Consider the following 12,544-nt stretch of genomic DNA (forward strand, 5'->3'; position numbering starts at 1 on the left):
GGTGCAGGGGCCGGATCATCCGGACACCCTGGGTGCACGGTGGTGGCAGGCCTCGACGCATCGGGAGGCCGGGGATCACCGGCGGGCCGTCGAGCTGTTCGGGGCCCTGGTCGCGGACCGTTCCCGGGTGCAGGGGCCGGATCATCCGGACACCCTGGGTGCACGGTGGTGGCAGGCCTCGACGCATCGGGAGGCCGGGGATCACCGGCGGGCCGTCGAGCTCTTCGAGGCCCTGGTCGCGGACCGTACCCGGGTCCAGGGGCCGGACCACCCCGAGACGCTGAACACCCGCGCGGGCCTGGCCTGGGCCTGCCGGGCAGCCGGGCGGTACCGCCGCTCCGTCGAGGTCTGCGAGGCGCTGATCGCGGACCTCACCAGGATCGAGGGCCCCGACGGCCCGGGGACGATGGAAGCCCGGGCCGGTCTGGCCTGGGCGCGCCGGGACGCGGGGGAGCACGGGCGGGCCGTGGAGCTCTGCGAGGCCCTGGTCGCCGACCGGGCCAGGGTGCACGGCCCCGACCACGCCGAGGCGCTGAACGCGCGGGCCGATCTGGCCTGGGCCTGCCGGGTCGCCGGGCGGTACCGCCGGGCCGTCGACCTCCACGAGGCCCTGGTCACGGACCGCACCCGCCTCCAGGGCGCCGACCACCCCGAGACGCTGGAGGAGCGCGCGTCGCTGGCCCGCGCCCACGACGATGCCGGCGACGGCCACCGGGCCCTCGCCCGCTACGCGGAGCTGGTCGCCGACCGCACCCGCACTCTCGGGCCCTCGCACCGGGACACCCTCAACACCCGCTGGTGGCAGGCGGTGGCCCAGCTGAAGGCGGGGGAACCCCGCCGCGCGATCGGGCTCTTCGAGGCCCTGCTCGCCGACTGGGCACGCGTCACCGAGCCCGACCATCCCGACATCCTCAACACCCGGTCCCGCCTGGCCGGGGCGTACGGCGCGGCGGGCGACCGGCTGCGCGCCGTGGAGCTCTACGAGGCCCTGCTGGCGGACCGGCTCCGGTACCAGGGCCCCGACCACCCCGAGACCCTCAACGAGCGCGGTCTGCTCGCCCAGGCCCGCGAGGAGGCCGGGCAGTTGCGCCGGGCCCTCGGGGACCGGGAGCAGCTGGTCGCCGACCGGGCCAGGGTGCAGGGCGCCGACCACCCGGACACCCTCGGTGAGCGCTACCGGCAGGCGCTGGCGGTCCGCGAGGGCGGCGCCCACCTGCGGGCGCTCGACCTGTACACCGCCCTGCTGCGGGACCGGGAGCGCATCCAGGGGCCGGACCACCCGGACACGCTCGGGGTGCGCGGCGCCGTGGCCCGGATCAGCCGGGACGTGGGCGACCACCGGCATGCCGTCGAACTCATCGAGGTGCTGATCGCGGACCGTACCCGGGTCCAGGGCGCGGACCACCCGGACACCCTCGACGAGCGCGGCAGCCTCGCCCACACCCACCGCGTCGCCGGTCGCAGGCGCCGCAACGCGGTCGACCGGGAGCGGCTCGTCGCGGACCGCACCCGGGTCCAGGGCCCGTCCCACCCCGAGACCCTGGAGGAGCGGCACGCCCTCGCCCACGCCCTGCGGGCCGGCTGGGACCACACGGCCGCCGCCCGGCTCCTCGAAGCGGTGATCGCCGACCGCACCCGCGTCCTGGGGCCGGACCACCCGGACACCCTCGACGCCCGGGACAGCCTCGCGCTCAACCTCGACGAGGCGGGCCGGTACGCCGAGTCGGTGGACCGCTACCGCGAGCTGGTGGCCGCGGCCACCGCGGCGCTCGGCCCGGACCACCACCAGGTGCTGGGCAGCCGGGGCAGCCTCGCCGACGTCCTCGGACGGGCCGGCGACTACCGGGCCGCCGTCGACGAGTGGTCCGCGGTGGCGGCCGCCTGCGGCCGGGTGCTGGGCGCCACGCACCCCGACGTGTTCCTGAGCGGGCAGCGGCTCGCACTCGCCTGTCACCTGACCGGCGACACCCGGGCGGCCGTCGGCCTGCTGGAGTCGCTCGCGGACGGGGCGGCCGCATCCCTCGGCGACGCCCACGACCTGACGCTGGCCACCCGGGACATCCACGCCCTGCTGCTCGCCGAGGGCGGTCGCCCGCTGCGGGCCGTCGTCCTCCTGGAGGAGCTCGCCGAGGACGGCGCGGCGAGCCACGGCGCGCGCCACCCCGTCACGCTGAGCATCCGTCAGAGCCTCGCGCACGCCCGGCACCGGGCCGGCGACCACGCCGGTGCGGTCCGGGTGTACACGGAGGTCGTCGCCGGCCACGCGCCGGTGGCCGGCCCGCACCCGCCGGGCCGGACCGCGCTGATCGCGGACGGCCACCGCGGGACCGACGAGCCCGTGCTGGCGGTCGGAAGCCGGTACCCCGGGGGCGTCGAGTTCCTCCCCACGCTGGCGGTCGGGCTCGCCCAGGCGCTCGCGGCGGCCGGCCGGCCGCAGCCGGCGGCGGACCTGCTGAACGCCGTCTGCGCGGGGCGGGACGCCGTCATGGGCCCCGGCCATCCGCTGGCCGTGGAGAGCCGGACGGCGCTGGCCCAGCTCCGCCAGGGCGGCGCCGGGCCGCTGCCGGTCGAGCCCGCGAGCCTCGCCCCGGCGCTGCCGCCGTCGGCGTCCGCCCCGGTGCCTCCGCCCGCCCCGGTTCGTGCGTCCGCCCCGGATCCTGAGCCCGCCTCTGCACCTGAGCCCGCCGCCCCGGCTCCTGAACCCGTCGTCGCCCGGCGCGGTCCGGGCACCGAGGCGGTGCGCACGGCCGCCGGGTCGGACCTGCCGACCGGCCCGACCCCCGCCCGGACGGCCTGGCGCCCCCGGATCACCCTGCTCGACGAGCCCGAAGCCGGCGCCCCGGCGCGGCTCGAACTGCGGCTGGAGCCCGCGGCCGACGGAGACCCCGCCGACCGCGACGCCGCCGACCCGGGCCGGCTGCCGGACCTCCACCTGGTGGCGGCCGTCGCCTCCGACGCCGTGATCGATCCGCCGGTCACCGCCTACCGGCCGGCCGGTGCGCCCGCCGCGTTCACGCTCACCCCGGCCGTGGCGGGACGGCACCCGGTCCGGATCACCGTCTACGACCGCGGGCACGGCACCGCCCTCCAGGACCTGGAGGTCGTCGTGGACGCCGCCCCGGCCCGGCCCGCCACCGCCGTCCCGGGTCGGAGCCACGAACCCGGCGGGCGCCACGAACCGAGCCAGGATCAGGACCAGGAGTAGATCGACCATGCCCCGGGACCTCCTCGTCGAGATCCACCAGAACCCGTCCGCCGACTACACCGTGCTGCCGCGCCAGGCCGGCCCGGGCGATCCGCCCGGCACCCGGACGCCGGCCCCGCTGGACCTGGTGGTGGCCCTGCGCCGCCACCGCGACGACGTCCTGCACATCTCCGCGTACCGGCCGGGCCGGCCCTCGCCCCGCACCCGTGAGCACCAGGCCTACCTGACGGTGTCCGTGGCCGAGCTGCTACGGATGGCCGCCCGCCTGCGCGGCATCTGGCGGGACCGCCTGGTGGGCTACTGCGAGGTGGACGAGGACGGGATGCCCGTCGACTACCCCTTCGCGGACGCCGTCGACGTGTCCCACCTGGCACCGGCGGCGGAGCGGCAGATGGCCGAACTCGCGGAGGAGGGCCGCTACCTGTTCGAGCGGATGCTCAAGGGGACGGACCCGAACCTGGGCGCGTTCCGGGCCTTCCTCGGCGAGGCGCTCGCCGAGCACGGGCTGCGGGTGCGGTTCGACTCCGAGCTCCACCTTCCGTGGCCCATGCTCGCCGTCGACACCGGCTCAGGGGAGCCCTGGACGGACTTCCTCGGCCACCGGCACCAGATCGAGCAGACCGGCGCCGCCTACCCGGCCGTCCAGGCGCCCTACCCGCCGCGTGAACGGCCCGTGACCAGTCTCAACACCGACGACACGCTCGAACTCGTCGGCCGCGCACCGGAGGTCCGCAAACTGCTGGAGGACCGCTCCCAGCTGACGGTCCGCACCGAGTCCACCGGCCTCCTGGAGGCGCTCTCCTGCGCGGTGCTGGACGAGGACGTCATGTACTTCTGGTGCCACGGCCAGTTCATCGAGAACGACTCCCCCTACGCCCAGCTAGCCGTCCGGCTCTCCGACGACCGGCCCATCGACGCCGACCTGGTGCGGCGCCACCGCGAACGCCACCGCGACCTGCCCGACGCCACCTTCAACCCGTTCGTGCTGCTCAACGCGTGCCACACCGGGCAGGCGGCGGCGGCCGAGCTGGAACACCTGGGCCAGGCGCTGGTGGAGCTGGGGGCGGACGGCGTGCTCGGTCCGCAGATCGAGATCCCGCAGGTGTTCGCCTCCGAGTACGCGCTCGCCTTCCTCGACCTCTACCTGGCGGGGGGCCGGACGGCGGGCGAGATCACCCGGGAACTGGTCCGGCGCTTCACCCGCGACTACCGCAACCCCCTCGCCCTCACCTACTCGCTGCACTGCGGGATCGACAGCATTCTGGAGCTTTCGTCATGACGGCCACCGTCCGCACCGCCCGCGCCGTCCGCCGCGACGCGAACCTCCGCCGACCGTCGGCGGCCACCGTCCGACCGGTGACGGTGGACCTCGACGAGCAGGGGCGCCTGCTCGTCCCGGGCACCCGCACCCCGGTGCCGGAGGCCAGGGTCGCCGAGCACCTCGCCCGCCACCTGCGGGTGCCGGCCCGGGCGACCGACCTCTACGTCTACGTCCACGGCTGGCAGACCGCGCCGGCGGCGGCGGACCGTTCGGCGGCCGCGCTGATCGCCCGGGCCACCGAGCTCCACCGCACGGCGCCGGTCGACTACCCGGGGCTGGAACGCGGCTACCGGCCCTGGTGCGTGGTGGTGCGCTGGCCGTCGTCCAGCGCCCCCTCGCCGGCCGGCTACCGCCGGATCCGCGACCGCGCGCACGCCATGAGCGCCCCCGGCCGGGGGCAGGCGGGCTACGTGCTCGGCCATCTGCTCGGCTACCTCGACGCCGGCCGCACCGATCCGGCCGACCCCGCGGTGCTGGCGAACCGGGCCGGCCAGTACCTCCACCTGGTCGGGCACTCCTTCGGCGGCCGGTTCCTCTGCGAGGCCGTCCAGCGCGCCGCCGACCGGCCCACCAGAGGGCCCAGGGTGCTGGGTTGGAGTGCGGCCGCGGACCCCGCGCGGCCGTTCACCGCGGACAGCGCGCTGATCTTCCAGATGGCCGCTCCGCGCGACGCCTTCGACCGGCTGTTCCCCGACCTGTTCGCGGCGCCCGGCCGGTCCGGCGCGCCGCTGCGCGGCCCGCTCGTCCTCACCCACTCCCGCTGGGACCGGGCGACCGGCTTCTGGCACCTGCGGGCCGAGGGGCGGCCCGGCATCGGCCACTCCGGCGCGGGGGTGGCCCCGGTGCGGCAGTACAACGCCGCGCTGCGGCCGACCGGCGCGCCGTACTCCCGGCAGATGCTGGACCACCCCCTGGTCAACATCGACGCGAGCGACGTCTACCGGGGCGGCCTCGCCGCCCGGCTGGCGCCGGCCGGTGCGCACTCCGACTTCCACCACCCCGAGTCCGCCCACCTGTTGCTCAGCCTGGCCTCCCTCTCGCGCTGACCCCGGGGCACCGGTCGGCACGCCGGCCCGTCCGAGTGCGCGGACGGGCCGGACCGGGGCGGGCGGGCGGCTCAGGCGTCCTGCCGCGCTGCCCGGGTGACGGTGCAGCGCAGGCCGCGGAAGGTGGAGGAGCCCATCTCGGCGTTCTCGTCCTCGTTGGTGGTCAGCAGGTTGACGTTGGCCTCCCGCCAGCCGCCGTCGGCGCCGCGCTCCGGGTACCACCAGGCGGCCGGGGCCATCACCACCTCGGGGGCGATCCGGTCGGTGAGCAGCACGCGCAGCCGGATGCGGCCGGTGCGGGTGGCCAGCTCGGCCCAGTCGCCGTCGGCCAGGCCCTCGCGGGCGGCGGCCTCGGGGTGCATCTCCAGCCGGGGCTCGGGCTCCTTGGAGCGCAACGAGGGCAGGTCGCGGAACTCGGAGTTGAAGTAGAACGGCGAGTGCGCCGAGGTGAGCAGGTAGGGGCCGTCGTCAGGCCCGCCGACCGGCGGGCCGGGGACGGGCAGCGGCGGGTAGCCGAAGGCCCGCAGGGCGTCGCACCGCAGGCCGACCTTGCCGCTGCGGGTGCCGAAGCCGCGGCTGCGGTACTTGTGGTACTCCAGCGTGGTGGCCCGGTAGTGGAGTTCGGCCAGCTGCCGCCAGTCCATGCCGATCGGCTCCAGCCGGGTGTCCAGGGAGTCCCGGGCGTCGGGCCAGAAGTCGGCGGACAGGCCCAGCCGGTGGGCCAGCTCGGTGAGGATCCACTCGTCGGAGCGGGTGTCGCCGACCCGGGCGAAGGCCCGGCGGGCCGCGACGTAGTGGGCGTGCTCGACGATCTGGTCGCGCTCCAGCCAGCCGCCGACCGGGAGGACGACATCGGCCATGGCGGTGGTCGGGGTGAGCCGGAGGTCGGCGACGGCGAGGAAGTCCAGCCGCTCCAGGGCCCGCCGCACCCGGTCGGAGTCGGCGTAGTTGAGCAGCAGGTTGCTGCCGTGCACCAGCATGGTGGTGACCGGGTGGGGGGCGGTGGGTTCGAGCACGGCGTCCCAGACGGAGCCGGGGTGGGCCCAGCCGGACATGGCCAGGATGCGGTGCCGGTCGCCGCCGAGGCGCTTGGCGGCCTGCTCCGGCGCCAGCAGTTCGGCGCGCGGGAAGGACCGCCGGCCGTCGATGCCGGGCGGGTCCCACAGGACGTCGCCGCCGGGCGCGTCGAGGTTGCCGCAGATCGCCGAGAGCAGCAGGACGGCCCGGCAGGTGTGGAAGGAGTCCCGGTGCTGCTGCGGGCCGGTGCCGAGCTCGATCGCGGCGCTCGGCGCCGCCGCGTAGGCGAGGGCGGCGGCCCTGATCCGCTCGGCCGGCACGCCGGTCCGCTCGGCGACGGCCTCGGGCGACCAGTCGGCGACGTGGGCGGCGAGGTCCTCGAAACCGACGGTGTACTTCTCGACGAACGCGTGGTCGTAGGCGTCGGCCTCGATCACGGTGTGGATCATCGCCAGCGCCAGCGCCGCGTCCCCGCCCGGGCGGACCTGCAGGAACTGCTCGGCGCGGGCGGCCAGCGACGTCCGCCGCGGGTCGACCACGATCATCCGGGTGCCGTCGCGCACGGCGGCGAGCAGCCGGGTGCCGATCACGCCGTCCCCGTGGGTGAGCGCCTTGTTGGAGCCCCAGACCAGCACCAGGTCGGGCCGGCCCTCGTAGTCGCAGAAGGTGAAGCCGCCCGCGGTGAGGATGCCGGCCATCACCCGGGGGTAGAAGCAGACGTGCGCCGGGCCGAGCACGTTGGGCGTGCCGAAGCTGTTGGCGAACCGGAAGAGCCACTCCTGGTAGTTGCGGTCGGTGCCCTGGGCCAGCACCACCGCCTCCGGGCCGTGCTCGACCCGGGCCCGGTCGAGGGCGGCGACGGTCCGGTCCAGCGCCTCGTCCCACCCGATCGGGCGGAACTCGCCGCTGCCGCGCGGTCCGGTGCGCAGCAGCGGAGTGGTCAGCCGGTCGGGGTGGTTCAGGTGTTCCAGCGAGGCACGGCCCTTGGCGCAGAGGAAGCCGTGGTTGTTCGGGTTCTCCGGGTCGCCCTCGATGGCGGTCAGCCGGCCCTCGTCGACGGTCACGATGGCGCCGCAGCCGCCGTGGCACATCCGGCAGATCGTCCGGTGCCGGCCGTCCTCGGCGAGCACCTGGACGACCGGGAGCGGCCGGCGGTGCCGGTCGGCGGGACTCTGGGCGGTCATACGGGCCTCCGGGGCGGGCGGTGGACGGGCGCGGACGGGGAGCGGGCGGTCAGCCGCGCGGGCGGCGCCCGCCGAGTTCGGCGTGCTGCTGCAGGAGGCTCCGGCAGGTGTCGTCGTCGATCGGCCGGATCGCCTCGCGCAGGGTGAGTCCGGAGACCCGGGGCAGGCGTGCGCGCAGCCAGTCGGCGATCTCCTCGGGGTGGTGCTTGGCTCCCTCGCGCAGTGCCCACCCCAGCGCCTTGCGCACGAAGAACCGGGAGTCGGTGAGCAGCGGGTCGGCGAGGTCGGCGAAGGCGGGGAAGTAGTGCGGGAACTCGCCCCGGTCGCGCAGGGCCAGCAGGTAGGACAGGATGCCGCCGCGCCGCACCCACTGGTCCTCGTCCCGGCTCCAGCGCAGGAAGTCCTCGGCGGTCTCGGGCAGCCGCAGCAGCAGGGCGCCGGCGCCCTTGGGGGCGATCAGGTCGACGTGCGCCCAGGTCTCGCACTCGCGCAGCAGCTGCTCCAGGTAGCCGGTGTCCGCGCGGACCAGCAGGTCGGAGCGGGCCTCCAGGAGCAGTGCGGCGCAGGAGCGCGATTCGTGGACCGGTGGCGCCCAGAGCTCCTCGGTGAGCTCCAGCAGGGTGTCCCGGTCGAGCCCGGGGTGGCGGCGGACGAAGCCGCGCACCACGGTGCGCATGGCGGGCAGCGGCACGCCGATGTGCTCCAGGCTGCTCTTCAGGTAGGCCTTCTCGCCTTCGGCCCGGCCGGGCACGGCGCTGTCCTCCAGCTCGGACCTGAGCCGGTCGGCCAGGACGGGGGCGGGCGGGGTGTCGAACGTCTGGGGGGTCTTGCGGGTCACCGAGGGAACTCCGGTCGGACGGGGCCGGACGGGCCGGGCGCCAGGGCCCGACCCGTCCGAACGCTGATGGTTCTCTTGGGGATTGACGTTACGTCAGTCTGCGTCGTGGTACGGGTAGCGGAGCTCGCCGGCCCACAGGTACTCGGAGGCGGGGCGGCCGCTGCGGCCCTCGGTGTAGCGGAACACGTCCTGCCAGATCGCGCTGACCTTGTCGTTGCGGTAGGCGATGCTGGGCCCCTGCTGGTCGTACCAGCGGACGATCTCCAGGAAGAACGGGCCGGTGGCGTCCTCGCCGAAGTAGACCACGGCGCGGTCGCCGGTGGTCAGCTTCTCGTCGCGCAGGGTCGGCCAGTCGCGGGACATCAGCTCGTGGAACTCGGCGACCTTGTCCGGGCGGACGAGGTAGTGGGCGAGCCCGGTGTAGGCGTCCTCCTCCGGGAGGTCGGGCTCGTCCTGGAAGTAGCCCATCCGGTGCACGATCGGGTAGTCCACCGGCGGCCGGCCCTCGCGGGCCTCGGTGATCGCCGCCATCTCCTGCCAGATCGCGTTGACCTCGGGGGTGTTGAAGGCGCGGCTGACCGCGTTCTCGTCCACCCAGGTGACGATCTCGAAGAAGACCGGACCGTGCTCGCTCTCGCTGTGGTAGACGGTCGCGGGCTCGTCGGTGACCAGGCCGTGGGCCTTCAGGGCGGGCCAGTGACGGGCGATGATGTCACGGGCCTGCTCGGCACAGCCGGGCTTGACCATGTACGTCGCCATCATGTGCGTGGACAGCACCACGGGGGGCTGGGACATCGGGTGACTCCTCGGTTCTCTTCGTTCGGTGCGGATCGGTCGGTGTGGGTCGGATCGGTGCGGGTCGGTGGGGACGGGTGGGACGGGTCCGGTGGGCTCAGGCCTGCTCGGCCGCCGCCGGGGCGCTGCCCGTGGCCCTGGCGGCGGGTGGTCGCGGGGCCCCGAAGGCCGGTGCCGGGACGTCCCGGATGAGCAGCAGGGCGAGCACCCAGCCGACGGCCAGCAGGCCCACCGGCAGCAGCAGGCCGCTGTGCATCGCACTGGTGAAGGCCTGGGCGAAGGCGTCCTGGACCTTGGCCGCCTGGGCCGGGTCGGCGCCGGCCAGGGCGGGCGGCGGGCCGCCGCTGCCGATCTTCAGGGCGCCGTCGGTGAGCGGGGCGAACGCCTGCTTGAAGCCCTCCCGGGCCTCCGGGGGGAGTGCGAGGGCCTGCTCGTCCACCCAGCCGCGCAGGCCGCTGGAGAGCCGCAGCGACAGGATCGCCCCGATCGCCGCACTGGCCAGCAGCCCGCCGATCTCCTGCGCCGTGTTGACCAGCCCGGACGCCACCCCGGCCTGCGGCGGCGGGACTTGGCGCATGCCGACGCTGAACAGCGGCGAGAACACCAGGCCCATCCCCAGGCCGGCCAGCACGAACGGGCCGAGCAGCGCGAGCGTGCCGGTGTCCGTCCCGGTGACCAGGACGAACGCGCCGAGCCCGGCGGTGAAGCAGGCCAGCCCGGTCAGGATGACGGCCTTGCCCGAGCCGCGGTCGGAGAGCTTGCCGCCGACCCCGGCGACCAGTGCCGAGGTGAGCGGCATCGCCGCGATGGTGAAGCCGGCCCGCAGCGGGGACATCCCGAGCACGGTCTGCAGGTAGAGCGAGATCGGCAGGAAGGCGCCGAGCATCGAGAAGCCCATGATCGCCGCGACGATGTTGGCGGAGGCGAAGTTCCGCAGCCGCAGCAGGTCGAACGGGATCAGCGGACCGGAGCGCTGGTGCCTGCGCTGGTCCAGCACGAAGTAGGCCAGCACCAGCAGCCCCGCCGCGATCGCCGCCCAGGCGGTGGCGTTCCACTCCAGGCGTTCGCCCTCGATCAGGCCGAAGGCGAGCGCGGTGAGGCCGAGGACGAGCAGGGCGGTCGGCACCACGGCGAGCGGCTGCCGTTTGCCGGGCCGGTAGTCGTGGACGTGCCGCAGCACCAGGTAGGCGGTGGCGATGCCGATGGGCAGGTTGAGGTAGAAGATCCACCGCCAGTCCAGGTAGCTGACGATGACGCCGCCCAGGGTCGGACCGGTCAGCACCGCGAGCCCGGAGAGCGCGCCCGTGAACCCGAACGCCGCGCCCCACTTGGAGGGCGGGAAGACCATGGTGACGATCGGCAGGATCTGCGGGGCGAGCATGGCCCCGCCGATGCCCTGGACGGCACGGGCCGCGATCAGCACGCCGGCGTTGGGCGCCACCCCGCACAGGCAGGAGGCGGCCACGAACACGGCCAGGCCGTAGAGGTAGACCCGGCGCGGGCCGAACAGGTCGCCGAGCCGGCCGGCGACGATGAGCAGGGTGGCGTAGCCGAGGATGTAGGCACTGAACACCCACAGGCCCTCGTCCAGCGAGGCGTGCACGCCGGACATCACGTGAGGCAGCGCGATATTGACAATCGTCATATCGAGCAGCGTCATGAAGAAGCCCATACTGAGCACGCCGAGGATGAGCCAGGGACTTTTGTCCCGGCTTTGCGGGGTGGGCATAGGTGGCTCATTTCTTGGAGCGCCGGAAGCCGTCGGACGAAGCGGGCACCGGGCTCCGGAAACGGGGAAGCACGGAATGTCCGCCGGTCTCGGCGGGCCGGCGCGAAACGGTCGCGAAGGGTGGTCGCGGCGGGTGGCCGCCCCCGGATCGGCCGACGCGGATCAGTTGACGCGGATCGGTCGGCGCGGTTCAGTCGGCACGGCGCAGGACCACCGCGTTGGCGTCCAGCTTGAGGACGTCGGTGTGCAGCTGGAAGGGCATCAGCGGCCCGGTGCTGAACCGGTCCGCGGGGAAGTGCCGGGTGAGCGCGGGGGCGTCCACCGGCTTGAACGGGAACATCTCCTGCCGGCTGCCGCGCAGGTAGAGCAGGCCGCCCGGGCTCAGCAGCCGGGCCACCTCGGTCGCGTAGCGGTCGCGGTCCTCCGGGCCGAGGTGGTGGAAGCAGCCGCGGTCGACCAGCAGGTCGAACTCCTCGTCCGGCAGGTCGAGTCCGCGGACGTCGCCGACCGACAGCTCGATCTCCAGGCCCAGTTCGGCGGCCCGCGCGGCGGCCAGGCCGACGGCCTCGCCGCTGATGTCCACCCCGGTCGCGCGGTACCCGGCCCGGGCCAGCGCGACGGTGTCCCAGCCGGTGCCGCAGCCGAGGTCCAGGGCGCGGGCACCGGGGGCCGGCGGGGTGGCGGCGAGGAAGCCGACCAGGTCGGGGGAGGGAGCGCTGAGCTCCCAGTACTGGTGGTGGTCCCCGGCCCTGTAGGCCCGGTCCCAGTCCATCGTGGTCGTCGTGGTCACGGTCGTTGACCCCTTCCGGAGGCGCGCCGGACCGCACCGTACGGTCGGCGGGGCACGCCGGCGGCGGGCGTGCGCGGGGGGAGGAGGCTGCCGCCCACGGCGCCGGCCGCGGGGGTCGCGGTGGCGTACCAGCCGATCACCTCGGGGCGCCCGGGCGTCAGCACGGGCGAGCCCCGGTAGACCTCGTACCGGGGCCAGTTGGCGCGCAGCGTGAGGTCGGCGGCCGGTGTGACGTGCCGGTGCCGGACGGGCGGTTCGGCCTGGGCCGAGCCGCCCCGCCACAGCATCAGCCGCTCGCTCAGGACGGGCAGCACGCGGATGCCCAGGCTGTCCCGGCGCGGATCGAGCAGGGACAGCCCGGCGACCCGGTCCCGGGGCACCGACAGGCAGGCGTCGAAACGCCGCCGGTCGGGCGCCGTGGACTCCGGGTCGTCGTACAGGACTTCGATACCGACGGTGCGGTCGTCGGAAATCCCGCGATTGAACAGAAAGGCGGTGAGGCGAAGCCAGGTCGCCTCCCGCGGAGTCCCGTTGGACGGATGGCGGAGACTGATCACGAGAAGTGGTCTGGGGAGCACCGGGAACCATTCTCCGGCCCCCTGGAAATGCGCACCCAATG

9 protein-coding genes are annotated in these 12,544 nt (G+C 75.1%); 3 read left to right on the plus strand and 6 right to left on the minus strand.

Annotated elements, in window-relative coordinates; all coding sequences use genetic code 11:
- The first annotated feature begins 1 nt into the window (after position 1).
- Genes ACFVYI_RS00380 through ACFVYI_RS00390 form a run of 3 tightly spaced genes read left to right on the plus strand, consistent with a single transcriptional unit; the run spans position 2 to position 5,572 of the window.
- Positions 2–3,205, plus strand: coding sequence for a tetratricopeptide repeat protein (locus tag ACFVYI_RS00380; RefSeq protein ID WP_387879728.1), 3,204 nt, complete (start codon positions 2–4; stop codon positions 3,203–3,205).
- A 7-nt stretch (positions 3,206–3,212) separates the two neighbouring features.
- Positions 3,213–4,484 carry a CHAT domain-containing protein gene (locus ACFVYI_RS00385; protein WP_387879731.1) on the plus strand — a complete coding sequence of 424 codons (1,272 nt, stop codon included), beginning with the start codon at positions 3,213–3,215 and terminating at the stop codon, positions 4,482–4,484.
- Positions 4,481–5,572, plus strand: coding sequence for a hypothetical protein (locus ACFVYI_RS00390; protein ID WP_387879733.1), 1,092 nt, complete (start codon positions 4,481–4,483; stop codon positions 5,570–5,572). The genes ACFVYI_RS00385 and ACFVYI_RS00390 overlap by 4 nt, the downstream gene beginning before the upstream one ends.
- Positions 5,573–5,643: 71 nt before the next feature.
- On the opposite strand, the gene ACFVYI_RS00395 is transcribed toward ACFVYI_RS00390, so the two are convergent.
- The 6 genes from ACFVYI_RS00395 to ACFVYI_RS00420 all read right to left on the minus strand — a co-directional run bounded on the left by ACFVYI_RS00395 (position 5,644) and on the right by ACFVYI_RS00420 (position 12,482).
- On the minus strand, positions 5,644–7,773 hold the full coding sequence (locus ACFVYI_RS00395) for a molybdopterin-dependent oxidoreductase (protein ID WP_387879735.1): 2,130 nt from the start codon (positions 7,771–7,773) through the stop codon (positions 5,644–5,646).
- A gap of 49 nt (positions 7,774–7,822) precedes the next feature.
- A complete protein-coding gene (locus tag ACFVYI_RS00400) occupies positions 7,823–8,611 on the minus strand; it encodes a DNA alkylation repair protein (protein WP_387879738.1) in 789 nt (262 codons plus the stop codon).
- A gap of 93 nt (positions 8,612–8,704) precedes the next feature.
- The gene (locus tag ACFVYI_RS00405) at positions 8,705–9,406 is read right to left on the minus strand and encodes a hypothetical protein (protein WP_387879741.1); all 702 of its coding nucleotides are present in this window, start codon (positions 9,404–9,406) and stop codon (positions 8,705–8,707) included.
- 97 nt (positions 9,407–9,503) lie between these two features.
- Positions 9,504–11,135, minus strand: coding sequence for an MFS transporter (locus ACFVYI_RS00410; protein WP_387879744.1), 1,632 nt, complete (start codon positions 11,133–11,135; stop codon positions 9,504–9,506).
- Between the two features lie 190 nt (positions 11,136–11,325).
- On the minus strand, positions 11,326–11,925 hold the full coding sequence (locus tag ACFVYI_RS00415; protein WP_387879747.1) for a class I SAM-dependent methyltransferase: 600 nt from the start codon (positions 11,923–11,925) through the stop codon (positions 11,326–11,328).
- On the minus strand, positions 11,922–12,482 hold the full coding sequence (locus ACFVYI_RS00420; RefSeq protein ID WP_387879749.1) for a hypothetical protein: 561 nt from the start codon (positions 12,480–12,482) through the stop codon (positions 11,922–11,924). The genes ACFVYI_RS00415 and ACFVYI_RS00420 overlap by 4 nt, the downstream gene beginning before the upstream one ends.
- Positions 12,483–12,544 lie beyond the last annotated feature (62 nt).

This window comes from Kitasatospora sp. NPDC058218 (assembly GCF_042882445.1).
GTDB lineage: Bacteria > Actinomycetota > Actinomycetes > Streptomycetales > Streptomycetaceae > Kitasatospora.